Raw genomic sequence first — 25658 nt, forward strand, 5'->3', positions numbered from 1 at the left:
GAAAGAAGGTATAAAAAACGGATGATTTTAGGATCAAAACCATCCGCCTAAATTAGACTATATAACTTAAATCGCTCTAAACAACCTCTTTCAAATGATCCAACGGCGACCGCGTAAAATTTAGCGGTAGCCGGTATCTCAAAATGCCTCCATCACCTCCTCGATCGGCCTCGCGCCTTCGAAAAATGAGAGCAGCCTCACCAGGATTCCCTCCACGACGGCGTCAGGGCATGATGCGCCGCAGGTGAGCATAATGCGCACGGGCGTTTTGTCTGGAATGTAGTTTTCGGTAACCACTTCTTCCTTTTTATGCAGGTCGAAATGACGGATCAGCTGTCTGTCCAGGATTTTATTGACCGACTCGATGAAGTAGGTCGGGAATTTCCGTTCGCACAACTCTACCAAATGCGTAGTATTGGAACTGTTATAACCGCCTGCCACTACCACCAGGTCGGCGTCGTGCGTGAGCAATGCGTAGGTTGCATCCTGGTTATCGTTTGTGGCGTAGCACAAAGTGTCCCGGGTGTTGGCGAAACGGTCCTCCACCTGCTCGGGACGCAGGCTGTAATGGCGGATCATGACGTTTTTGAGGTAATCGGCGATGCCTTGTGTGTCGGATGCCAGCATAGTGGTCTGGTTCACGACGCCGATGCGCTGTAAGTCTTTTTCAGGGTCAAAACCTTCGGAATACTGGTTTTTGAAATCTTCGAAAAACTGCGCCGCAAGTCTTATTCCTGTCATGTATTCGGCCAGGATTTGCGCCTGCTTCATGTTTTCGACCACCACTGTCGGGGCATTTTCCTTGCTGTGCGAGAAGGTAGCGCGGGTTTCCTCATGATTCGGCTTTCCGTGTACCACGATGGTGTAATCCTTCTCGCCGATTTGTGCGGCGCGGTTCCAGACCTTTTCCACAAACGGGCAAGTCGTGTCGTACACATACGCATTCACGCCCAATTCGGAGAGCTTCGCCTGGTTTTCGACCGTCGTCCCGAATGCCGGGACGATCACTATATCCTCTGCCGTGAGCTGATCCCAGCCGATGAGCTGGTTGCCTTTGGTATCCATGATAAACTGCACGCCGCGCTCTACCAGGTCGCGGTTCACATCGGGGTTATGGATCATTTCACTGAGCAAAAAGATCCGCTTGCCCGGGTTCTCGGCAATGGCTTTGTAGGCAATGTCGATCGCATTCTCCACCCCGTAACAAAACCCGAAATGCCGCGCGATCAGGAACTGAACCGGCCCGAAATCGAGCACAGTGGGCGAATAGTCCCTTTTCAGCTTGTCGTTTTTACGACGGAATTCCTTGATCGGCGTGATAATGCGGCTCCGGTAAAAATCGGGGATATTGAAAGTTTTCATGTACTAAAAAACGGTAGATTGCATCAGGGCAACGCAAAGATAACCCTGCCTTTTTCTAAGAACAACACGGTATGCCCCTTTGTTCGGTATGCGGCGTTTTGAAAAAATTTTTTATAAGCAATGCAACATGCCGCAGAAAGCATTGTCTTTGATCCAGAACGTTCAAAATATAAACCTTCTGCTTGAAAACACAAATTTACCCCGACCGGCACGTCGAACTGGTAGAGCGTTGTAAACTCGGAGAGCGCAAAGCGCAGTACGAGCTTTATAAACATTACTCGAAAGCCATGTTCAACATCTGCATGCGGATACTGAACCATCTGGGAGAGGCCGAGGATGCTTTGCAGGAGGCTTTCGTGGATGCATTCACGAACCTCCACCAGTTCAGGCAGCAATCAACATTCGGGGCGTGGTTGAAGCAAATCGTGGTCAACAAGGCGATCAACCACATGCGGAGCAGGAAGGTGAAATGGGTGGAAATGGATGAATTCCATGAGACATTGGAGCAAAGCGACCGGAATGAGGACTCTTTCGGACTGGATGAGAGCGACACGACGCTCGAAATAGAAAGGGTGCGCAACGCGGTACAGAAATTGCCGGATGGTTACCGGGTGGTATTAAGCCTCTATTTGTTCGAAGGCTACGACCACGAAGAAATCGGCGAAGTGCTCGGGATCAGCGAAACGACCTCCCGGACGCAATACATGAGAGCAAAACGGAAGCTGACCGAGATGCTGGTCAGGTAGGTTTCAGGAATTAGAAATGATATTTACTTAAACTCTTACGGATTTGAGACTATTATTTACACTTGACAAGTTAATTAATCTATGAAAAATTCTTCTGATAAAAAGGATCGATTGGAGCGGTTTGTGCGTGATAACAGGGATGGATTTGATACTTTCTTACCGCAGGATTCTTTATGGAGCCAGATTGAGAGCCAGTTACATAACGAGATCCCGATCGTACCCGAGCAATCGAAAAAAAAAATCAGGCGTCTGAATAGCCCCTATTTCGACTGGCGCATTGCCGCCGGGGTGTTTCTGGCGCTAGGGATCGGATTTCTGGTCTACCTCAATCAAGAATATGGCATTACCCGTGATCCTAACGTGGCTCTGAAAGTCCCCGCGTATGCCCGCGAATTCAATCAATACAATGTTGCAATAGACCAAAAAAGGGAGGAGATCATCAAACTGGCCCGGAATAATCCCGAGCTGTACAAAGATTTCTCCGCTGATTTGGAAAGTCTGGAATCGAGCTATAAAAACCTCCGTTCCAACTTGTCGAACGCCCCTAACCAGGAAGCACTGCTGGAAGCAATGGTTCAGAACCTCCAATTGCAGGTGGATTTGCTGAACCAACAACTGGAAATTTTGCAACGCATTAACAAAGTGAAAAATGATAACGATAAAGAAAATAGCGACGCTCCTGTTATTTAGTGTGATCGCCACATTACCCCAGGTAGCCAGCGCAACCCTCAATCCCGACGATTCCGAACAGAACGGTCTGATAGAAAAGCGAAGGAATATTGTGAAAGTGTTCGACGTCAAAAAGAGCGACGCGCTTGAAGTTGACAACCAGTTCGGCCTCGTGAAAGTGAATCTGTGGGCGAAGGAGGAAATCAAGGTGGAAATCGTGGTGACGGCCAATGCCCCTTCCGATGCACGGGCGGCGGAATACCTCAGCTCGGTGAATATTGATGAAAAACGTGTGAAAAACGTCATTAACATCACCACTCGCATTGACCGCAGGCAGTTTGGCAATAACGGCTGGAACAAAAGCAAAGGCGATAAGAACTTCATCCAGATCGATTACACGATCTACATGCCGAAGGAAAATGCGCTTACGGTCCGTAACAAATTCGGCAATACCGACATTCCGTCGTTCCACGCACCGCTGATCGTCGATTCCAAACACGGGAATTTCATGGCTACCCTGCTCGAAAACCCGGATAATGTGATCGACATTCAGTTTGGAAGCGCCAGAATCGGCAAAATGGACGGCGGGAAACTCGACTGCCAGTACGCGAATGTGAAGTTAGATCAGGCCAAAAAAGTTTGGCTGAGCAATAAATTCGGTGAGCTGGCCATCGGCGACGTGGTAAACCTCGATGCGGCGATCGACTATTCAGGGGCCAAAATCGGTACCATTCGTGGCACGGGCAAGATCAAACTCAACTATTCGGGGAATTTCAAAATCGAGGAATTGACGCATTCCGCGCAGAATGTGGACATCCAGGCGCAATACTCGTCGATTGTGCTGCCGGCAGAGCCAAATCAGTTCAATGTGAGCGTGACTTACGGCAAGTTCAGTTATCCCACTGAAAACGTCAATTTCTCCATGCAGCCCGACAAGGACGGTCGGCCGGACAAAATGAAGCATTATCAGGGCAAAGTCGGCTCCGGCGGCGGGACCAAAATCACCGTCACTTCGGTTTTCGGCGATGTGAAATTGAAGAATTAACCCCTCTCCTACTCATCCAGCAGCACATTATACCTGAAATCCAGCGGATCGAAAGTGTTGTAAAGCTTCTGGATGAAATGAGGGTCCTTCCAGTAAAAATCGAGCAAATTTGCAAACCGTTCCTGATCGACCCCGTTCGGGAACAGTTTGTTTTTAAGGGTGGTGAGCTGCTCATTTCTGGATGCCCAACGGCGTTGCTCGGCCTGGTGTATCCGCCTTTCCAGTAGTCTCAAGGAATTGGCAAAATCGGACCGGTAAAGTTCCAGCACCTGCATTACATCTGCTCCAAAATGGCCAACATGATCTGAAATTGCATCGAAAGCTTGATTCGTCAGCTTTTTCTCTTCCGAAAAGCTTGTACTCTTTTTCTTGTCACCTCCGTCATACCAGATGCGCTCACAAAAATTCTGCTCAAAAAACGTCTCCCAAGTGACGTTGAACTTTTGTAACTTTTCTAAATGCGCCGGTTTGACGATCAGCGCCTGGTTTCGCGGCACCAGGGTTGGGAATGGCATATGAAGTTGATCGAAAAGTTTCTTCTGCTCCAACCAAAACCGAAATTGCGTTACATCCCCCACTACCGCCCTTACAGGCAAAATACTGGCACTGAAAAACAAGTTCAGGTTTACATCCGTACTTGGCGGGCGATTGGCTGATAAAAGTCCCTCCATTCCGTGCTGCCCCGTTTTGCTGAACCCGGCTTTCAGCATTGCATTGTCCGGGTCCAGCGTAATAAGGCCATAATGTCCGAACAGCTCATGCATATAAGCCCTCACCGCATTGGAAATGCAGCTGTTTTCGAGATAACTTTTGGCAAAAAGCAGCGGTCCGGCAGGCAACTGATTCAGTATTCTCCGTAATGATGCGGGATCTATGCTGCCGACAGGGCCCTGGTGCGCGTCCTGCCATCTGAACGTATGTCCGAATGCATTAAAAGAGGCAATGGCCCTGAAATCATCGCTTTCCGAGTCCATCACAAACAAAGGAACAAATTGGCATTCTGGATATGCCGCTTGCAATGCGTGGGCAAGCCTGATTGTAGTGATAATCTTGTAAATAAAAGATAAGGTGCCTGTGAAGATGTTCAGGCCGTCGAATGCAGCGACAACGAAGGTATTTTCGCGCAGTAATACTGAAAAGTCCGGCTGGTTGGGCAGCCCTTTGTATTGGTATGAAAGCACTTCGGCAAGCATCTCGCGCTTTGAGCGGTCGAATCCCGTCGGAACCGACATGTGTTCACCAAAACTTTCAATCGTAGGAAGCAGGCTGTAATCCGGCCCGAAGTGTTGGGACGGGGAAACATGGTCGGCCATCAGAAACCGAGCTTGCGCCTTTATTTTTGTGTCCGAAACGCCCACGCGCCGAAAACAGGGAGTATCCGTGTCCCGTAAATTCTTCATTATCCCGATATTCAAAAGATTTAAAACCTTTGAACCGGGGCCGGCGGGATGAGCGACTAAGCAATTTTATTCTTCCAGCAGCACATTATACCTGAAATCCAGCGGATCGAAGGCAATGTATAGCTTCTGGATGAACTGAGGATCGTTGATGTAAAAATTCAGCAGGTTATCATATCGTTCCTGGGCGATTCCGTTCGGGAACAGTTTGTTTTTGAGGGAGAGCAGCTGCTCTATTTCAGACTCGTGATTGCGCTCCTCCGCGCGGATAATGCGCTTTTCGAGGTGTTTCAACGAGTTCAGCAAGCGCTTTTGTTCGGCTTTCACGGCGCCGTGCATCGTTTGGTCTACTTCCGTCGCTTTCGCCAATATCTGATCAAAAATGGCATTGAATGCTTCTTTCTGCTCATTCAGGTTGAGCTCGTGCTCCGTATTGCGTTCGATGAATGTCTTGCGCAATGCGATTTCGTCGAGGAATAGGTCTTTGTAGTCGATTTTCAGCTTTTGTGCCTTTTTGTACTGGTGCCCGTTCATGTACAATGCAAAATTCCGGGGCATCAGCATTGGGTAAGGAACGCCGAAATGCTCGAAAACACCTTTCAGCTGCATCCAATAGGGCACTTCTGACGGCCCACCAATATACGCGAGATTGGGCAGGATCACTTCCTCGTACAAGGGCCTCAGGATCACATTCGGGCTGAAACGCTCCGGGTTGGATTCCGTCAATGCGAGCAATTCCGCCTCACTGAATTCCAATTCGGTATTCAGCACTTTAAACACGTCGCCCTCGCGCACGATGCGCTCGCGGAGGTTGGTATCGAGGTAAAAGAAATTGATTTCGCGCGCGTGCAGGGGAGTGTGGTAGCCAAGCGCATTCAACCGGGAGGTGGTTTCTGTAACGAGCTTTTCCGAAATGGAGTCCTTCAATTCTTCCTGAATAACCGGCAGGAAGTGCCGTTTGAGATCCGCATCATCGGCATCCAGACTAACTAGCCCGTAACGTCCGAAAAGTTCGTGCATGTAACATCGCACGGCGTCGGCCAATGTGTCGTTTTCGAGGTAAGCTTTGGCAAAAAGCAGCGGCTTGTCCGGCAGTTGTTTTAAAATTCCGGCCAATTCCTTCGGATTCAGTTTTCCTACGGCGCCTTTGTGCTCACCCGTCCATTTATGCGTTTGTCCGAAAAGATGGAAAGACGCGATTTCTTCGAAGTCATGATCCTCCGTCGCCATCCAGTAAACGGGCACGAAATTGTAGTCCGGATACTTCGCTCTCAATGCTTCGGCGAGCTTGATGATCGTGACGATCTTATAAATAATGTACAGCGGACCCGTGAAGATGTTCAGCTGGTGGCCCGTTGTTACGGTGAAAGTATTCTCTTGTGATAAAACTGAAAAATCGGGCAGGTAAGGCAGGCCGCGGTATTGCTTCGTGAGCACGTCCACAAGCGTTTTGCGCTTGTCGGCCGAAAATCCTTTTTTGTTCGAAATAGCCTTTTCCGCATTCTCCAACGTGGGAAAAATGCTGTAAAAAGATTCAAGCGTCGGTTTCTGATCGAGGTAATCGAGTAGTAATGCAGGAAACTGGCCTGTGGTACGCAGATCCACGGAATGCAATGTCATGAAAGGTGGCTTTTCAGTAGCTAGTAGAGAATCCAACGTAATTATTTTTGCTATTTGACTCAAAAAAGAAACCTACTATCTAACGAGAAAGGCTCCGTTTTTGGTTTCCCAAAATTGCGCATTTTGACCGATAATCGAAAACCTTTTACCAAGATACAAAAAAGCCGCATCTGAGTCAGATGCGGCTTTCCACGTGTACATTTTGGTTTTCAGTTGTAGCAGGTTATGCACCTGAGGTATTTATGATTTCTTAAAAGACGTAGTCATTTCGGGCGATCAGCTCGTCGGCTATGCGGCGGCGGGCGTCTTTGAGGTTCGCAGGTTCTACCTTGGTAAATCGTTTGAGGCCCATCAGCATTACCCGCAGCTCATCGCTTTCGGCAAAACTGGTGATCGCGGCACGTCCTGCGTTGTTCACTTTCTCCACGGCGCGGTTCAGATAAATGAGCGCTATGTCCTTTGTTAATGCATTCGCGTCGGCGCCTTGCAGTTCAATGCGTTTCTCCACCCTCAACAACACCGATTCGGCCACATAAATTTCAATCACCATGTCGGCCAGGTTCATGATAATCTCCTGTTCCTCAGAAAGTTTCATCATAAACTTCTGCACCGCAGCCCCGGCGATCATCAATGCGGCCTTTTTCAGGTTTTTGATCACCTTTTTCTCCGCTGCAAACAAAGTTTCTTCTTCATCCGAGCTGAAATCGGGGATCGAGAGAATTTCTTTTCCTACTGCCGTCGCCGGACCCATGAGGTCGAGCTGGCCTTTCATGGCGCGTTTGAGCAGCATATCCACGACGAGCAGGCGGTTTATTTCATTGGTCCCTTCAAAAATCCGGTTGATCCGGCTATCGCGATAGGCGCGATCCATCGGTGCATCGGCCGAAAAACCCATCCCTCCATACACCTGCACACCTTCGTCCACCACAAAATCCAGCACTTCCGACCCATGCACTTTCATGATCGCGCACTCAATCGCAAATTCCTCCAGAGCCTTCAATTTCGCTTCGGCATCGTTCATTCCCTTCTCCTTGAAGGCCTGGATGAGATCATCTATATTTTGCCCCACACGGTAGGCCGCCGATTCGGTCGCAAACATCTGCACCGCCATTTCAGCCAGCTTGTGTTTGATAGCCCCGAAATTGGCAATCGCCGTACCGAACTGCTTGCGCTCGTTCGCATATTGAATGGCCTGTGAAGCCACACGTTTGGCACCGCCCAATGCCGCCGCCGCCAGCTTGATCCGGCCGATATTGAGGATATTAACCGCTATTTTAAAACCATTCCCTCTTTCCGAGAGCATATTTTCGACAGGCACCCGGCAATCATTGAAAAACAGCTGCCGCGTATCCGAGCCCTTGATGCCCATTTTGTGCTCGGGCTCGTTCATCGTAATGCCGCCGAACGACTTCTCGATGATGAATGCAGTCAGGTTTTTGTCGGTTTGGCCGTTCTCCTCGATTTTGGCAAAAACAATGAAAACGTCAGCAAAGCCGCCGTTGGTAATCCACATTTTTTGTCCGTCAATCACGTAATGCGTCCCGTCGCCGCTCAGCCTGGCCTTGGTTTTCCCAGAATTGGCGTCGGAGCCGGAATCCGGTTCGGTGAGGCAATATGCCGCTTTCCATTCGCCGGTGGCGAGTTTGGGCAGGTATTTGGTCTTCTGGCTGTCATCGCCATAATAGAGAATGGGCAGCGTTCCAATGCCCGTATGCGCCGAAAGCGCTACCGAAAACGAGTTTCCCGCACCGGTTGCCTCCGCCACGAGCATGGAAGTGTTGAAATTCATCCCAAAACCGCCGAATTCTTCCGGTACGGCCGTGCCCAGCAAACCCAGCTCACCGGCCTTGTCCATCAGCTCCGAGATCAACGCAGGACTTTTGGCCTGGTCTATTTCATCCAACCGTGGCCACACTTCCTTCGAGAGAAAATCGCGGCACGTGTCAGCGATCATTCGCTGCTCTTCATTGAATTCTTCCGGGATAAAGATCTGGCTTGCAGAGGTTTCCTTGATCAGGAACTCGCCTCCTTTGATGGATGTCTGGTTTTCTGCTGCAACGGACATATTAATTACAGATTGGTCAGGAACGTGTTTGAGTATGCTTGCATACCAATTCGGGTTAATGCAAATATAGGTCAATAAAATTATTATGCAAGCATACCATTATCAATTTAACGTAAAAATGACCGCCATCAGCCGGCGGTCATTTTTATATCAAATCGTACAAATGCGCTACTTCTTGAAAATGCGGAACTGCTTCAAAAACTCGCCGTTATTCTCGACCCTGATGAAATAGATCCCCGAGGAAAGGCCGATGGCGTCCAGGTCCACATTCGCCAGGCTATCCGATATTTTGATCTGTGAGCTTACAAGCGGTATGCGCTTGCCAGCCACCGTCACGATTTCCCAGGTGAGATTATCCTCCGGCTTATATTCGGGAAGTTTGATATTCATGATGCTTTCCACCGGGTTGGGATAAAATGCCCAGTTTTCCATGTCTTTCGTGATATCGGACTTGTCGCCTGCTGAAATTCCGAATTCAATGGAATTCGTGACCACCGCCGAATCTTCCTTGAATGCCGTGACCGTCAAAGTATAGCGGCCTACATACGGTGCGAAACCGGATGCATCCTCATACATGGCATATGGGAAAATGGCCGTTGTAGATTTCCTGCGATACGGGCCGTTCAGATCGAACGTGACTTTGTCGTACTCAAAGTTTCCGTAAGCGTACATATTCAGCGATGGCGGCAGCGAATCGTAAGGGATCACGTCATCGCCCGAAAGCTTCCGGATCACACGCTGGTCGACTTTGCTGCCGGCCTGGACAAGTTCAAAGCGGATTTCGGGAATTTGCACAAGCAATATCAAAGGAATTTCGACGTAGGCGCCCGCATTGTCATAAGCGCGGATGATCAAGCGGTACTCGCCTTCTTCCGTAGGCGTTCCGGAAAATTCATTCAATGCAAAATTGAGCCATGACGGCCTGTTTTGCACGGTAATCGACGAAATGTAGCCGTCAGGATCGCCGAAGATGTTGGCGGGCAGGATGTAGTTGAACGGCATGTTGATCTGCGCATATTTGACAGGCAATGTGCTGGTCGCGAACGGCGGTGCGTTCAGGAACTGCGGCTCTACCACTTTGATGGTAAAATAGGTTTCCACAAACGCATTCAGATCGTCGTAGGCTTTGAGGATAATGCGGTAATCGCCCAATGTGGACGGCGTGCCGCTTAGTACACCGTTCGAAAACGAAAGCCAGGCCGGAAGCCCGCTGGCCTCTACTTTCGTGATCTCGCCGTCGGGGTCTACGAAGGCCGTTTTGGGAATGGTGATGGTAAAAGGTTTGTTCACAGCCACCATCTGGTTTGAGAAGTTGCTGTCCACGGTCGGCGGCTTGTTGGCATTCTCGCGGGTATCCACGCGAATGGTGAAAAACGCCTCCGCCGAGCCGTCCTCATCGTCGATGCCTTTCACCGCAATGCGGTAATCGCCGAGCGTGGTGGGCCTTCCGCGCAAAATGCCGTTCTCATATCTTAGCCAGGCCGGCAAAGCGCCCACTTCCATACGGACGATCTTTCCATCGACATCCGAAAACGTGTCAATCGGCAGCCTGTATTCGAAATCCTTGTTCACAGGGATGATCTGCATCGGCACCGGCCTGAATACGTAGGGCACATAGTTGGATGCGTCGTCCCAGTAGCTTGGCGACAAAATGTCCTCGACCAGCCGGATGCGGATCGGACGTGGTTTAGCCGGGTCGGCGTAGGCGCGTTTCGCCCATTCGTCGTAAATCACGCCCTGGGCACCGCCCTTCTCGGTAGCCGCCGACAAGCGGTACGAAACCGAGTCGGCATACACGATCGGTGTCATTGGTTTGGTGAGCCACACGGTTGCACCTTGCCTCAGAAAACCTTCCGCACGGGCCATCTGGTCCTTTTGCGATACCACCACAGCCACCACGTTAGCCCCGTGTTCGAAGTTTTCGTTGATTTGCTTCATGTGGGCATTGTTATCCAGGTAGGAGCTGACAAACAGCTCATTAGCCGTGATAAAACCCGGAGGTGCATCGCTTTTCAGGATATCCACCGACCACCGGTGATCATGCGTGGCGAGGTTGTCGTTGATCTTGATCCCGTCCGTTTTTTCATTCAAATCCCTGAAACCCAATGTCCCCCGCGAGGCCGATTGCGAATCGAATACGGAGCCGTAATCGGATACGTATTTAATGGTAGGGTCAACACTTTTGATAGCGGTCACCATTTGCTCCGTGAACCTTTTGAGCATCATATGACGGTAGATGTACCAATCTTTTCCATATCGCTGGCGGAAAGAAAGGTGAGGCTCCCAGGCAGTTGCCGGCGGATTGGCCTCGTCGAACGACTTGAAAGTCATTCCCCAGAGAAAATTAATCCGCTCGATCTTCTTGTATTTGCTTTTAACAAACTCCTTGAAACCCTTCACCATAGATGGCGAGTAATCGTAAACGGCTGAACTTTCCTTGCCATTCTCGATCAGCCCGCCAGGATATTCGCCCTCTTGCGTACCGGTAGTAGTTACCGACACATAAAGCAGCTTTTTTTCAGTTTGTAAATGTTTGTAGCGGTTGATCACTTCTTTTACAAATGCAGCTCCCTTATCGACAATCGGCTGATTATCAAAACCAAAGGCCGTATCCTGGTAACCGCTGAGCAAAGGTTTGTTGGAATGGCTGAACTGGCTGTCGGACACTTCCCAAAACCCCTTGATACGCGTGCTATGCCGCCCCAGGTGAATGCGGAGCGCGACTTTCATGCCCAGGTCCGTGGCGAGTTTGATCTGCTGGTCGAACTTGCCCCAGAGCGGCGTGTCGGTAGGTGCGTGGAAATATACTTTATCCCAGGGGACTGTGATATAAACGGCATTGAGCCCGTAATCCTTTGCTGAGCGGATCAGGTCCAGCTCCGGACTAGCCTCGTCCGGCGTAGTGAGGTTCAGGAGCATCAGCGCGAGGTAGCGCTGCGTATCGATTTCCGTCGTTCTCGGCTGGCTCTGCGCTGAAACGTTCCCGCCGACCGCCAGCACGGCGAGCAACAACGAAAATCGGGTCAAAAATTTAATCGCACACGTAGAATTGAGCATACTAACGGGTTTTGTCAATTAATTCGATCCACTCATTATATCCGTTTTCCACATTGAACCGGCTTGCCCTTTCGAAGCTCCGGGAGCTGTCAGTCGGGGTTTCCCCACTCATAACAGCACGCATGGCCGCAACCATCTGCCCGACGCTCAGGTCGCCGGTCACAACGCCCATTCCATCTTGAACAAACTCGGAAACACCCCCGGAAGGGAAAGCGACAATGGGTTTACCAAGCAGCGCAGCCTCTATCATCACCAGCGGAAACGGGTCTTGCCGCGAGGTGAGCAGAAAACCATTTCCCATATTAAGGTAGGCATAATAATCCTCTTTTTGCTTACCCACGAGGTGAATTTTAGTCGCCGACCGGTTATTTGCGCAGCGCTGCTCCGTGTAATACACCAATCCGTCGTCGATCGTTGCACCGACCCACACCAGATGTACGCGCGGATCGTTCACTTCCGCCGCGATATCGGGCAGCATATCGAAACCTTTCCGCTCGGAAGTCATTCCTGAGAGTATCCACACAAACGCATCGGCCGGAATGCCGAGCTTCCGCCGGAGTTCTGCGGAGCGATTATCGTCTTTTTTTACGAGAGAAGGATCTATGAATGAGTAAAGTAACCCGACATTTTTTCCACCTGCATCTTTCAATGAATCACAGGTAGTTTGCGAGCAGCCGATCAGCAGCTCCGAGTAGTCCACAATGCTTTTGAAATCGGGCGCGCTCAGGTATGCGTACGTGAGCGGCATTTCGTGAAAATGGGTAATGACTTTAATCCCGAACTCTTTCGCCACCACGATCGTCTCGGGGATCATGGTCGTATTCACGTACCAAATATCCGCCTTGAAACTTTTGGCCAGCTTCCGAAGCGCGCGGAGTGTGGGATTTATGCCGAGGTGAAAGGAAATTTTCTCGATCGTATTGAATTTGCGCGGGGCAATGTGGACGGGAATGTCCTGGGGAAATTCGGTAAGCAATTCTCCGTTCGCAAAGCTGACGATACCGGCGTCGAACCTCGAGCGGTCTAGTTTTTTCAAAATGTATAACAGCATCATTTCTGATCCTGTCCGTGTGGCATAAGGCGTAAAAAAGAGGATTCTTTTCTTGGATTGATTCATGCAGAGGCAGTTAAGAGGTCGATGTTCTCCTGGGGCTTGATCTTGTAGAGCCCTTTTCTGAGTAACAGCGTTTTCCAGAAATATTTTAATAGAACGCGCGTCTTACGCACATATATATGTTGCGTGCGAAGTTCCGAGAATGGGTTTCCGTTTTTTCTCAAATTGAAAAGCATTTTCCAGCCATAAACCACCGGCACCATAAAAATGTAATGCAGGATCAATAAAAGGTATTGAAAAACACCATATTGCTTCCGCACCCAGAGAAAATTCGAAACCTGCATTTGGGTACTGAAACGGTTGATCCACGAAATATGCGTCCGCCTGAAAGGGTTGTCGTTTTCAAGATGGACGAATGTGCAATCCTGAAAATAACACAGCTTGCCCAGTTTTCCCAACCGGCCCGACCATTCGACGTCTTCGCCATACATGAAAAAGTCGTTGCTGAACCCGCCCGTTTTCTCAAAACCCTCTCTCCGCACGAACATGAATGCGCCCACGAGCCAGTCGTGCTGGTCGGGATCTTTGTAAGCGGGGTCGGGATAAAGATTATTGACAATCTTATCCACTAAGCCGCTGGGTGGTAGTATGAAAAAGGTCCTGCGGAACTCGTTAAAACTTCTGTAAAAGGGCATCGGGGTGCCGTCGGGATAATATTGCAATGCGCCGCAGGCCATGATATCCGGACGTTGGTTCATGCGCTCGAAGCACCGGCCGATCACATTGTCGGTCAGCAGCGTGTCGGCATTGAGCAGCAGCAGATATTTCCCGCGTGCGATTTCCATACCGCGGTTATTGGCAATACCGAAACCCGCATTGTATTCCATATCGAACCACCGCACATCGGGATATGCCTCTCTCACCAACGCACCGCCGCCATTTTCTGGGTCATTGTCGACAACGATAACTTCGAAAGTAACCCCGGATGTAACCCGATAGATAGAATTTAAGCAATTAATGATGAGTTGAGGAGTCCTGTAATTTATAATAACAATGGATACATCCATGAAAGCGAGCGTGCATGATGAATGGGCAAAAATAAAGAATCTCCCCGGAAGATGGGTAACACTTCCGGGGAGACGTTCAAATTCGCGCTGAATGTTAGTCAGCGCCCTAGTTTAACCTTTCATAGATACCCGCAACGCCCTGGCCGCCGCCGACGCAGGCCGTTACCATGCCGTATTTCTGGTCGCGGCGCTTCATTTCATTGAAAAGCTGCACCGAAAGCCGTGCTCCCGTAGAACCCAATGCATGGCCCAATGCAATTGCGCCGCCGTTCGGGTTCACGATCTCGGGGTCGATGCCCAGCTCCTGGATCACCGCGAGCGACTGTGCGGCAAATGCCTCGTTTAATTCAACTTGCTGTATATCTTTCAATTGCAAACCCGCCTGTTTCAATGCAAGCGGCACGGCAGCTACCGGACCGATGCCCATCACGCGCGGGTCCACGCCCGCCGTCGCGTACGACATCATGCGCGCGATCGGTTTCAGGCCCAGCTCATTCACCAGCCTTTCCGACATCACCAGCACGAATGCGGCGCCGTCCGACGTCTGGGAAGAGTTACCGGCCGTTACCGAACCGCCCGCTGCAAAAACGGGTTTCAATTTGTTCAATGCTTCGAGCGTAGTGTCCGCACGCGGGCCTTCGTCCTGGCTGATCACCGTCTCCTTCGTTTTCTTTTTGCCCGAAGCCTGGTCGAAATACGTTTCCTTTACCGTTACCGGCACGATGCCTTCCGCAAACCAGCCTTCTTTTTGCGCGCGCAGCGCTTTTTGGTGTGATTGAAATGAAAAATTATCCTGTGCCTCGCGGCTGATCTTGAAATCCTGCGCTACCTGCTCGGCGGTGAGGCCCATGCTGAGGTAGTAATCGGGATTGGTATGGGCTATTTCGTAGTTCAATGCGGTTTTCCAGCCCATTGTCGGCACGAGCGACATGGATTCGGTGCCGCCGGCGATGATGCATTCGGCCATTCCGGCGTGGATTTTCGCCGATGCCATCGCGATCGCCTCCACGCCCGAGCCGCAATAGCGGTTGATCGTGATACCGGATACATTTTTCGGCAATGAAAGCAATGCTACGTAACGGCCCATTTGCATGCCCTGCTCGGCTTCGGGCACAGCATTGCCCACGATCACATCATCCACGCGGGTAGGATCGAGCTGCGGGGTTTTTTCCAGCAAATGTTTGATCACCGCCGCACCGAGGTCGTCGGGACGAGTAAACCGGAAACCGCCTCTCGGCGCCTTGCCTACCGCGGTACGATAGCCCGCAACAATGTATGCGTTCATATTGGATCTGTTTTGAAATCAATTTTAAAGCATGCATTTGCATTTAGTATGCCTGCATACCATTTGTAAAAATAGGTATTAATCCTAAAACAACAAACCGCCGGAGTTTGTTTTCCGGCGGTTTGCAACTACCAAGTCTGTACTGATGGAAGTTTAAAATTTTAAGAAGGAATGTGCCCTTCTTCCAGCGCTTTGGGTCGTTTTGCTGAATCGGGCATGACGATCCAAAGGATGATGTAAAACAATATGACGGGGAAGGTGACCGGAATGAATACAGCGAGCACGAACAATACACGGATAATGGTGACGTCGATTTCGAAGTAATCGGCTAATCCTGAGGCTACTCCGCCGATCATTTTGTTGCTGGTGTTACGGAATAATCTATTATGGTTCATGGCTATGGCTGTTTATTTCGTTTTGATGTTTCAAAGGTACTATGCATTACATAGTAGTGGTCATAAATGTGTACAGGCGGTGCAGGGGCGGTAGCACGGGTCGTTTTTAATGATAATAAAACATTAGATATGCATTAGGATTATGCGGGAAGTTGCGTAATACTATTGGCAATGAATTACCTTTGGGATTATAAATGCGGGTTTTGCTGACAATCTGACACGCGATTTGTGGCAGGCTCAATATTTTATAAGGAAAAACCGGTTAAAAAACATACAACACATCATGTTTAAAATATTTTCCAAGCTATTCGGCACGAAATCGGAACGGGACCTGAAAGAACTGACCCCGTACGTTGAGAAGGTGAATGCCGAGTATGCATTGCTAGCCTCCCTTTCGAATGACGAACTCCGGGCGCAGTCCGCGAACCTGAAACAACATATTGCAGAGCAGCTGAAATCCGTCGACGAGCAGATCGCCGCATCGAGACAGCAGGCAGCGGACGAACCGAATGTGGATAGCAAAGAGGCGATTTTCAAGAAGATAGACGCTCTCGAACTGGAAAGAAACAAAGAACTGGAAAAGGTGTTGCTGGATATTCTTCCGAAAGCTTTCGCGATCGTGAAAGACACTGCGCGCCGTTTTACAGAAAATGATAAACTCGAAGTATCCGCCAACGCTTTCGACCACGAACTAGCCTCCAAAAAGGCGAATGTGACTATTAACGGCGATAAAGCATATTGGAATACCACCTGGGACGTAATCGGCCAGCCCATCAAATGGAACATGGTGCACTACGATGTGCAGCTGATCGGTGGTGTGGTGCTGCACCAGGGTAAAATCTCCGAAATGGCAACGGGTGAAGGTAAAACCCTCGTGGCTACGCTGCCTTCCTTCCTGAATGCATTGGCAGGACAGGGCGTTCACATCGTAACCGTGAACGACTACCTCGCCAAACGCGATGCTGAGTGGAATGCACCGCTTTTTGAATTCCACGGCATGAGCGTAGACTGTATCGACCGCCACCAGCCCAACACCATTGCACGCCGCAATGCCTACAAAGCAGACCTTACTTACGGTACCAACAACGAATTCGGTTTCGACTACCTGCGTGACAATATGTCACGGACGCCGGAAGAACTTGTGCAGCGCAAGCACCATTTCGCGATGGTGGATGAGGTTGACTCCGTGTTGATTGACGATGCGCGTACGCCATTGATCATCAGCGGCCCCGTACCGCGTGGCGACGAGCAGGAATTTTTGGAATTGAAACCACGTGTGTCGAGGATCGTGGAGGCTCAGAAACGCCTTGCGATGGACTTCCTGAATGACGCTAAAAAGAAAATCCAGGCCGGCGATAAAAAAGAAGGTGGTTTGGCATTGTTCCGCGCACACCGCGGTATGCCGAAATACAAGCCTTTGATCAAATACCTCAGTGAAGGCGGTATCAAGGCCATTATGCAGGAATCGGAGTCGATTTACCTGGCTGAAAACCAGAAACTGATGCCGCAGGCAGATGCGCCGTTGTACTTCACGATCGACGAGCGCCATAACAGCATCGAACTCACCGAAAAAGGGATTGACTTCCTCACCGGCGAGTCCGAAGAAACGAACTTCTTCATCCTTCCCGACATTGCCGTTGACCTCGATGCAATCGAAAAAGACCCATCGCTCAACGAGCACGACCGCGTGATCGCCAAAGAAGCATTGATCCGCGATTATTCCGTAAAAACAGCCCGTATCCACACGGTCAACCAGCTTTTGAAAGCATTTACATTGTTTGAAAAAGACGTGGAATACGTGATCATGGACGGTAAGGTGAAAATCGTCGATGAGCAAACCGGCCGTATCATGGAAGGCCGCCGCTATTCCGACGGCTTACACCAGGCGATCGAAGCGAAAGAAAGTGTACGCGTAGAAGATGCGACGCAAACCTACGCGACAGTAACACTTCAAAACTACTTCCGGATGTATCACAAGCTGGCCGGTATGACCGGTACGGCGGAAACGGAAGCGGGTGAATTCTGGGAAATCTACAAACTGGACGTAGTAACGATCCCTACCAACCGTGGAATCGTTCGTAAAGACCAGGAAGATAAAGTATATCGCTCGGTGCGCGAGAAATACAATGCGGTAACCGACGAAATCGTGGAGCTCGTGGAAGCTGGCCGCCCGGTACTCGTCGGTACGACTTCCGTTGAAAACTCAGAGATCATCAGCCGGATGCTTACGCTCCGCAAGATCCCTCACCAGGTTTTGAATGCGAAACAACACCAGCGTGAAGCGGAAGTGGTTGCAGAAGCCGGTAAGCCGGGCACTGTGACGATCGCGACCAACATGGCCGGTCGTGGTACCGACATCAAGCTGACGCCGGAAGCGAAAGCTGCGGGCGGTTTGGCGATCATTGGTACGGAACGCCATGAAAGCCGTCGCGTCGACCGCCAGCTGCGTGGTCGTTCGGGACGCCAGGGTGACCCGGGTTCATCCCAATTCTTCGTGTCACTGGAAGATAACCTCATGCGCCTCTTCGGCTCCGACCGGATGGCGAAGGTAATGGACCGCATGGGCCTCGAAGAAGGCGAAGTGATCCAGAGCAGCATGATCACGAAGTCGATCGAACGTGCGCAGAAGAAAGTGGAGGAAAATAACTTCGGTATGCGGAAGCGCTTGCTCGAATACGACGACGTAATGAACTACCAGCGCGATGCGATCTATACGCGCCGTCGCAATGCATTGTTCGGGGATCGTCTGGCGGTGGATATTGCCAACACATTGTTCGATGTGTGCGATGAAATCGCGACCACTGCCGGCAGCTACGCCGAGCTCGAACTGGCCGCCATTACCACATTGGGAATGGAAGTGCCGTTCACCGAAAATGAATATGCAGCATTGAAACCTGCCGATCGTTCGCAGAAACTTTATGATGCGGCCGAAAAGCAATATCAGGACAAAAACGATGCGATTTCGGGCAAAGCATTACCTGTTCTCCGTTCGATTTACGCGGAGCGCGGCGCGATGATTTCCGAAATCATGATCCCGTTCTCGGACGGCATCCGTCAGGCCGGCGTGGTGGTTGGCCTGCAAAAAGCCATCGAAAGCGAAGGTAAGGACATTACCCGCGAAATGGAGAAGGCGATCGTGCTTTCGCTCATCGACCAGGAGTGGAAAGAACATTTGCGCGAAATGGACGATTTGAAACAATCGGTGCAGAATGCGGTATTCGAGCAGAAAGATCCGTTGCTGATCTACAAATTCGAGTCGGTTGAGCTGTTCAAACGCTTCCTGAGCAAGGTAAACTTTGATATGATCTCGTTCTTGATGAAGGCCGATATCCCACAGGAGGAAGCAGCGCCGCCGACCGCAGTACCGCAGCAGGTGCGCCGCCCTGAGCCAGCGCCCGAGCTGCACACCAACCGTGAGGAGGATTACGACATTGAAACCGATACTTTCCATTCACAGGAGCCTGCTACCAAAGCGCAGCCGGTGCGCACGATCAAAATCGCCGACCGTAACCAGCGCGTGTCCGTTCAGTATCGTGACGGCCGCATTGTACGCGATGTGAAGTTCAAAAAAGTGGAGCAGGAGATCAAAAACGGCGATTGCGTGGTGATCGACGTGCATGAAGACTAGGCATTTTGGGTCAAGGGTGATCAGTGATGGTCGGAGCTGTCAAGTATAGGCAGATGTTGCGGTCCGCCGCGCGGTCATGTCTTGTAAAAAGGCAAAGATAAGTTCTCTTCCTGACTACACTTGACCATAACTGACAACACCTGACCAAAGTCATAAGAGGCGTTACGAAAAAGCCCCCGCGTCAATCGCCGGGGCTTTTTCGTTGCCGGAAAATCAGGATTTATGCGATATTTGCATTTCAGAGACTATCATTAACAAAAATAAACCTTCATGAAACTGCACAGAGAGGGATATACTATCATGGCTATTACGGCCATCATACTGATCATCATTAATTTAGGGATCAACTATCTCCTTCCCGACGGCTACTGGATTCCGCGGTTGGTGCTCATCGGCAGCATTATCGTGTTTTTCCTCGTTGTGCAGTTTTTCCGCGTACCCACGCGCGTAGTCCACAAAAGCGACCGCGAAATTGTGGCGCCCTGCGATGGCAAGGTGGTCGTGATCGAGGAAGTGGTTGAAACTGAGTATTTCAAAGGTCCGCGCCGCCAGATCAGCATCTTTATGTCGCCCCTGAATGTGCATGTGAACTGGAACCCGATTAGCGGGGTAATCCAGTATTTCAAATACCACCCGGGCCTTTACCTCGTGGCCTGGCACCCGAAATCAAGTACGGACAACGAACGCACAACGGTGGTGATCCGTACCATCGAGGGCGTGGAGGTGCTGTTCCGGCAGATCGCCGGTGCGGCAGCGCGTCGTATACGCTGGTATGTGAAGGAAGGCGATAAAGTGGAGCAAAGCACCGAAATGGGCTTTATCAAATTCGGGTCCAGAGTCGATATTTTCGTACCCCTGGACGCCGAAATCAAGGTTAATCTGCAAGACAAGACGGTGGGAAGCGTCACCGTGCTGGCGCAATTAAAATAACCGCCAACTCAGTATTTGCTGAAAAAAGTTAGGTACCGAGCCCGGATACACCACGGCCATAAAAACCATCCCGAAAATAGCCCCGTACATGTGCGCGCTATGGTTGACATAGCTCGTACCGCGCCTCGCCTCGTAAAATGAATAGCCGAGGAACAGCAAGCCGAATATGAAACCGGGCATACAAATGAAGAAATAAAGGCAGATCTGCATCAGCGGCGCAAAAAGGATCGCCGCGAAAAGCACCGCCGAAACGCCCCCCGAAGCCCCCAGCGAATTGTAACGCGAGTTTTTCCGGTGTTTCAGAAACGTCGGAATGTCCGACACGACAATGCCCACCAGGTATAAGAACAGGTAATAAAATGTACCGCTCGAACCGAACAGCATCGCGAAGAGACGCTCGATGCTTTCGCCCACAAACCACAAGCTCAGCATATTAAATATGAGGTGACCGAAATCGGCATGCACGAAGCCTGACGTGATAAAGCGGTAATATTCATTGCGTTGCGTCACGCGGTAAGGGTTCAGGATGAGCTTATCCATCAAACTGTAATTATTGAAGGCATAATAGCTGATCCCGGAAGTAATGATCACTAAAATGAGGGTAATCGACATAAAGCAGGTTATTGATTGAACAAATTTTACTTTTCCCGCGCCACAAGCTGATCCACAAACTGCAAAAGCACGTCCTTCTGAACACTATCTGAACGCAGTTGCTGTAAGCTAGCTATTCCCCGCGAAAAATATTCATTTATTTTATGTTCGGTAAATGCCCTGATACCGAGCGCGTCGTAAATGCCGGTCACGGCTGCTACCTTTTCCGCATTATCGAACGTATCCAGACTTATCCAGCGGTCCAACTCGGTTTTCAGGTCGCCATTGGCCTTCGATAGCGCTTCAATGAGCAGGAACGTCTTCTTATTGGCAATAATATCGCCGCCCACCTGCTTTCCAAACTTGGCAGGATCGCCGTACACGTCCAGCAGGTCGTCTTTGAGCTGGAACCCAATGCCCATGTTTTCGCCCGCAGAATAAAGCAGCTGGACCGTTTCGTCGTCCGCCCCGGCGATGATCCCGCCCAGTTCCAGCGCGAATCCGAGCAGGACAGAGGTTTTCAAACGGATCATACCAATATATTCCGCTTCGGTCACGTCCCAGCGCTTTTCGAAGTTCATATCGAGCTGCTGGCCTTCACATACCTCGGCAGCGGTCCGGTTGAAGCGTGCTAAAACAGACCGTAATTGCTCCTTCGGTATGTCCAGCAGCAGGTCATAAGCGCGGATCAGCATCACATCGCCGGAAAGAATGGCCGTGTTCGCATCCCACTTCTCATGTACGGTAGGCATGCCCCGGCGCAGCGGAGCGCGGTCCATGATGTCGTCATGCATGAGCGTGAAGTTGTGAAACACCTCCACGGCCATCGCCGGTTTTATGGCTTTATCAATATCTGTATCAAAAATAGATGCGGCAAGCAAAGTCAGCAGCGGCCGGAAACGCTTTCCGCCGAGCGACATAATGTAGCTGATCGGCTCGTAAAGCTCCACCGGGGCGTCGCCGTAAGAATGCCGGTCGAATTCAGTTTGCAGTTTTTCAAGTAATGATGCGGGTTGGATCATGCGAAGCGTGATGTTGGCAGGCCCATGGCTGGCCCTACGGGTTATGTGAACCGCAAAGATAAAGCCTAAAAATTGGCATTTACACTTACAAAAGCAGTATTTGCCCGGCCATTATCAATAACTTTACCCCATTCAACCAATCCAGCTTTCAATGCCTCATTACCAGTATTTCAACGGCGAAATCGTTCCGCTCGACCAGCCGGTGTTTCAGACGAACGACCTCGGGATACTCCGCGGCTACGGATTATTTGATTATTTCAGAACCTACAATGGCGTTCCATTCCGCTGGGACGATTACTGGCAGCGTTTTGAAAATTCGGCGCGGTTGCTGAAACTGCCTCTGCCCGTAACGCAGCAGGAAACAGAGAAAATCCTCGCGGATCTGTATGCCATGTCGGGCGAAACGGAAGTGGCATTCCGCTTCGTGCTCACAGGCGGTTATGCGCCCGACAGCGTGCATATGGTGCAGCCCAACTTCCTGATCCGCACCGAAGCATTACCGCAGGATAATCCGGCCGGACGTTTGAAAGGCATTAAAGTGCTGCCCTACGAATATGTTCGCGATTTGCCGGAGATTAAAACCACCAATTATGTGCATATGGTGCTCATGGCCGACGAACTGAAACGCCAGAATGCCGCCGATTTGCTTTTTCATAAAGATGGCGAAGTGAGCGAGCTCACGCGGAGCAATATCTTCATTTTCCACGGCGACAAGCTGATCACTTCGGACCGGAATATCCTCAACGGCATCACGCGCCGCGTCGTGATCGAGCTTGCCAAAGCGGACTTTGAGGTGGAAGTACGCCCGGTAACTTACAAGGAAGTGATCACTGCCGACGAAGTTTTTACCACCAGTACTACCAAATGGGTCATGCCAGTGGTCCAAATCGGTGATCTGCCGGTTGGAAACGGGCAGGCAGGAACCCGTACATTGCATTTGCAGCGCCAGTTTGAAGAGCTCGTAGCACACTGGGGTAAATAGTATCGCCGATAACAGCATTGAAATACCAATACTTAACAAAAAAGTGGCGATCCTTCCGGAAAGCCACTTTTCACAACACACGGTAATAAGCACTTATTTAGTTAGGCGCATTCGGTGATTCCTTGTTGACGATCGGCCAGATGCCCGGCTTGGGTACGCTCACGCCCTTAGTGGCGCCGCGCGTCGTTCCGTCCAGCCCGAAGTAGTAAAGCGGCCAGCCTTTATAGGTCAGTTGTTTTTTACCAAATACATCTATCGTCCCGAACAATGTCTTGTCCACGCCGGTCGGCAGCGATTTCAGCTCGGCGGTGTAGATCGGCCACACATTGTCGTTCGAAAAGTCGGGCTTTGTAAAGTTGTTTTTGTTGTTTTTATCATTCACGAAAGCATATAGCGTCCGCCCCATGCCGTCGGTGAAGAACTGCGTATCGCCGGTTCCCTCCGTGTAGTCCGATTTGTAGGATTTGCCGTCGTTCCCAACGAGCTGGCCGCTGGCGATCATGATGGAATAGTCGGTTTTGGCTGCGAACCATACTGTGCCTACATTCTCTCCATTCGCATCTCCGGCGGCTACATCATCTTTGTAGCGATAAAGCGGCCAGCCTTTGTAAGTTGTTTGCTGGGTGCCGTTGGTTGTAATCGTGCCAAAGTCGGCCTTATCCAGTCCTGTATCGAACTTAATTGCAGCCAAATCGCCTGCCGAGTAAATGGGCCAGTTTACCAGGCACTGACCGGTGCAAGTCGAGACGCCGGAAGCATCTTTCGAGAAAAAGTAAAGGGTCATTCCGTTTTTGTCCGTGAGCACCTTACCGCCCACCTTCGCATTGTCTTTCAATTGAACATCGTTGGTTGGTGTGGGCGTCGGATCGCTGTCGTCATCGTCGGAGCACGACAGGCTGACGGCCATAAGCAGCCCCAGTGCCACCAGCATTCTGGAAGTTGAAAAGATCTTCATCGGATTTAATTATGATTTGTTAGAGATGAATTGGATACGTCGCGATTACGACCAAATCTTTCCGATGGTTGCGTGTATAGGTCAAAACAAAAAGCATAGCCGCTGGGCTATGCTTTTAATGTCCGGTCCGGCGGGAAATCTATGCGTTCCAGCCCTGCGCCGTGAGCGGCACGCGGGTATCGCCTTTGGTGTGAAGCTCCACTTCGCCCTTTTTGTCGGTAATGTAGCCGATGAAAGTGATCTTGGGGTTGTTTTTGATCTGCTCGTAGGCCGATTGGGACACGGTAAATAACAGTTCGTAATCCTCGCCACCATTCAATGCCGCAGTAGCCGCACCGATATTCAGCTCGGAGGCTGCGAGGTACGTTTGCTCGTCGATCGGCAGCCGCTCCTCGAAAATCACCGCGCCCACGCCCGACTGCGCGCAGATGTGCAGGAGGTCGGATGCGAGGCCGTCCGAAAGGTCGATCATCGAAGTGGGGATCACGCCTGCCTCATCGAGTTCGTAAACGACGTCCATCCGTGCTTCCGGGCGCAGCTGGCGCTGGATCACGTAATCTTTGCCTTCTAGCTCCGGCTGCATATTGGGATTGGCCAAAAACACCTGTTTTTCCCTTTCGAGCAGTTGCAGGCCCATGTACGCGCCGCCCAGGTCACCTGTGACGCACAGCAGGTCATTCGGCTGCGCGGTGTTGCGGTAAGCAATTTTATCTTTTTTCACCTTCCCGAAAGCACTTACGGAAATAATGAGCCCCGACCGTGAAGAAGTGGTATCGCCGCCCACGAGGTCTACATTAAAATCCTTGCAGGCCACTTTCATGCCTTCATAAAGCTCATCTACCGCTTCCACCGAAAATCGGTTGCTCAATGCCAGGTTAACCGTTACCTGCCGTGGAATGCCGTTCATGGCGGCAATGTCCGAAACGCCGGCGGCGATGATTTTGTATCCGAGATGTTTCAGAGGAAAAAACGTGAGGTCGAAATGGATGCCTTCGAGGAACATGTCGCTGGTGAGCAACCCAAGTTCTTCGCCCAGGTCAATCACCGCCGCGTCGTCGCCGATGCCGCGCACGGTATCGGGCAATGCGGGGCGTATTCCTTTATTTATTCGTTGTATCAGCCCGAATTCACCCAGGCTGCTGATTTCAGTTCTTGTTTCCATGCCGCAAAATTAGACAAAAAAGCGAAGCCATTCCCGCATTGGAAATGGCTTCGCTCCGGTTATGAGGTATCGACTTTCCGCTTACGGGTTAGTCAATGTATATTCATTGATAGTGCCGCCTGTTTTAGGGCTTGCGGTAATGCGTGTGAGCACCACTTTCGCGTCTTCGAGGCCGCTGATCGTAAATTCGATTTTACCGCCCGATCCTGTTGGAGGCGGGGTGAGGTTGCTCAGGACCAGCTTGGTGTCACCTTCGAGGTCCCAGTTACCGGTAAAAGTTTTGCCGTCCACATCCACGAGTGTGGCTGTTTTCGTTCCGTTGCTGTTGGTGAGCGTTAAACGGAAGCCGGAATAAGCCGCTTCGATATTACCCGATCCACCGCGGGTGTACACGACCGTCGCGCCATGCTTTACAGACTCTGCCGTCCAGGCTTTCGCGATCCTTTCCGAAACCGGTTTGACTTTGTCCTTGCAGCCTGTCGCAATCAATCCCAAAATCATGATGGAACACCAAAGAAGAGCGTAACTTTTTCTCATATTTTATTTTTCGTGAATGTCTTTTCAAAACGCCAAGTTCTTACATTTTAGTCTTATAATCAAAATATTCGTTGCAGATCGTTTTCTAA

20 protein-coding genes are annotated in these 25658 nt (G+C 50.5%); 6 read left to right on the forward strand and 14 right to left on the reverse strand.

Annotation, left to right across the window (positions count from 1 at the left end; genetic code table 11):
* Positions 1-138: 138 nt before the first annotated feature.
* Positions 139-1362 carry a 4-hydroxy-3-methylbut-2-enyl diphosphate reductase gene (locus tag DFER_RS17575; RefSeq protein ID WP_015812995.1) on the reverse strand — a complete coding sequence of 408 codons (1224 nt, stop codon included), beginning with the start codon at positions 1360-1362 and terminating at the stop codon, positions 139-141.
* A gap of 182 nt (positions 1363-1544) precedes the next feature.
* On the opposite strand from DFER_RS17575, the gene DFER_RS17580 reads away from it, so the two are divergent.
* The 3 genes from DFER_RS17580 (at position 1545) to DFER_RS17590 (ending at position 3822) form a co-directional block, all read left to right on the forward strand.
* On the forward strand, positions 1545-2108 hold the full coding sequence (locus DFER_RS17580) for an RNA polymerase sigma factor (protein WP_015812996.1): 564 nt from the start codon (positions 1545-1547) through the stop codon (positions 2106-2108).
* Positions 2109-2189: 81 nt separating this feature from the next.
* The gene (locus DFER_RS17585) at positions 2190-2798 is read left to right on the forward strand and encodes a restriction endonuclease subunit S domain-containing protein (RefSeq protein ID WP_015812997.1); all 609 of its coding nucleotides are present in this window, start codon (positions 2190-2192) and stop codon (positions 2796-2798) included.
* A complete protein-coding gene (locus DFER_RS17590; RefSeq protein ID WP_083769135.1) occupies positions 2758-3822 on the forward strand; it encodes a hypothetical protein in 1065 nt (354 codons plus the stop codon). The genes DFER_RS17585 and DFER_RS17590 overlap by 41 nt, the downstream gene beginning before the upstream one ends.
* Before the next feature lie 8 nt (positions 3823-3830).
* Here the strand turns inward: DFER_RS17590 and bshC (DFER_RS17595) are convergent, their stop codons facing one another.
* From bshC (DFER_RS17595) to DFER_RS17630, 8 genes are all read right to left on the reverse strand, one after another.
* A complete protein-coding gene (gene bshC / locus DFER_RS17595) occupies positions 3831-5135 on the reverse strand; it encodes a bacillithiol biosynthesis protein BshC (RefSeq protein WP_050774706.1) in 1305 nt (434 codons plus the stop codon).
* 153 nt (positions 5136-5288) lie between these two features.
* Entirely contained in the window at positions 5289-6839 is a 1551-nt protein-coding gene (gene bshC / locus DFER_RS17600) for a bacillithiol biosynthesis cysteine-adding enzyme BshC (RefSeq protein WP_015813000.1), read from the reverse strand.
* Positions 6840-7089: 250 nt separating this feature from the next.
* Positions 7090-8904: an acyl-CoA dehydrogenase FadE gene (locus DFER_RS17605; protein ID WP_015813001.1), complete on the reverse strand. Its 1815-nt coding sequence runs from the start codon at positions 8902-8904 to the stop codon at positions 7090-7092.
* A gap of 168 nt (positions 8905-9072) precedes the next feature.
* Positions 9073-11931 (reverse strand): putative Ig domain-containing protein, encoded by a 2859-nt coding sequence (locus DFER_RS17610; protein ID WP_229206033.1) that lies wholly within the window; start codon positions 11929-11931, stop codon positions 9073-9075.
* 31 nt (positions 11932-11962) lie between these two features.
* Positions 11963-13078, reverse strand: coding sequence for a glycosyltransferase (locus DFER_RS17615; protein WP_015813003.1), 1116 nt, complete (start codon positions 13076-13078; stop codon positions 11963-11965).
* Complete coding sequence (locus DFER_RS17620; protein WP_015813004.1) at positions 13075-14082, reverse strand: glycosyltransferase family 2 protein; 1008 nt, start codon at positions 14080-14082, stop codon at positions 13075-13077. Before DFER_RS17620 ends, DFER_RS17615 begins: the two co-directional genes overlap by 4 nt.
* Before the next feature lie 106 nt (positions 14083-14188).
* The gene (locus tag DFER_RS17625) at positions 14189-15367 is read right to left on the reverse strand and encodes an acetyl-CoA C-acyltransferase (RefSeq protein WP_015813005.1); all 1179 of its coding nucleotides are present in this window, start codon (positions 15365-15367) and stop codon (positions 14189-14191) included.
* A gap of 161 nt (positions 15368-15528) precedes the next feature.
* Positions 15529-15762, reverse strand: coding sequence for a PspC domain-containing protein (locus DFER_RS17630; RefSeq protein ID WP_015813006.1), 234 nt, complete (start codon positions 15760-15762; stop codon positions 15529-15531).
* 283 nt (positions 15763-16045) lie between these two features.
* Here DFER_RS17630 and secA point away from each other — a divergent pair, with 283 nt between their 5' ends.
* Entirely contained in the window at positions 16046-19390 is a 3345-nt protein-coding gene (gene secA, locus DFER_RS17635; protein ID WP_015813007.1) for a preprotein translocase subunit SecA, read from the forward strand.
* Positions 19391-19660: 270 nt separating this feature from the next.
* Positions 19661-20320, forward strand: coding sequence for a phosphatidylserine decarboxylase family protein (locus DFER_RS17640; RefSeq protein WP_015813008.1), 660 nt, complete (start codon positions 19661-19663; stop codon positions 20318-20320).
* Here DFER_RS17640 and DFER_RS17645 read toward each other — a convergent pair.
* Together DFER_RS17645 and DFER_RS17650 are read right to left on the reverse strand one after the other, a co-directional pair.
* The gene (locus DFER_RS17645; RefSeq protein ID WP_015813009.1) at positions 20312-20932 is read right to left on the reverse strand and encodes a rhomboid family intramembrane serine protease; all 621 of its coding nucleotides are present in this window, start codon (positions 20930-20932) and stop codon (positions 20312-20314) included. The two genes, DFER_RS17640 and DFER_RS17645, sit on opposite strands and share 9 nt — an antisense overlap.
* Before the next feature lie 26 nt (positions 20933-20958).
* Positions 20959-21933: a polyprenyl synthetase family protein gene (locus DFER_RS17650; protein WP_015813010.1), complete on the reverse strand. Its 975-nt coding sequence runs from the start codon at positions 21931-21933 to the stop codon at positions 20959-20961.
* Between the two features lie 151 nt (positions 21934-22084).
* On the opposite strand from DFER_RS17650, the gene DFER_RS17655 reads away from it, so the two are divergent.
* Positions 22085-22915, forward strand: a complete 831-nt coding sequence (locus DFER_RS17655; protein WP_015813011.1) for an aminotransferase class IV — start codon at positions 22085-22087, stop codon at positions 22913-22915.
* 97 nt (positions 22916-23012) lie between these two features.
* Here the strand turns inward: DFER_RS17655 and DFER_RS17660 are convergent, their stop codons facing one another.
* The 3 genes from DFER_RS17660 to DFER_RS17670 form a co-directional block, all read right to left on the reverse strand.
* Positions 23013-23870, reverse strand: coding sequence for a hypothetical protein (locus tag DFER_RS17660; protein WP_041735251.1), 858 nt, complete (start codon positions 23868-23870; stop codon positions 23013-23015).
* Between the two features lie 139 nt (positions 23871-24009).
* Positions 24010-25032 carry a thiamine-phosphate kinase gene (thiL, locus tag DFER_RS17665; protein ID WP_015813013.1) on the reverse strand — a complete coding sequence of 341 codons (1023 nt, stop codon included), beginning with the start codon at positions 25030-25032 and terminating at the stop codon, positions 24010-24012.
* Positions 25033-25113: 81 nt separating this feature from the next.
* A complete protein-coding gene (locus tag DFER_RS17670; RefSeq protein ID WP_041735253.1) occupies positions 25114-25569 on the reverse strand; it encodes a hypothetical protein in 456 nt (151 codons plus the stop codon).
* Between the last annotated feature and the right edge of the window lie 89 nt (positions 25570-25658).

Origin of the sequence: Dyadobacter fermentans DSM 18053 (genome assembly GCF_000023125.1) — a bacterium.
GTDB classification, from domain to species: Bacteria; Bacteroidota; Bacteroidia; order Cytophagales; family Spirosomataceae; genus Dyadobacter; species Dyadobacter fermentans.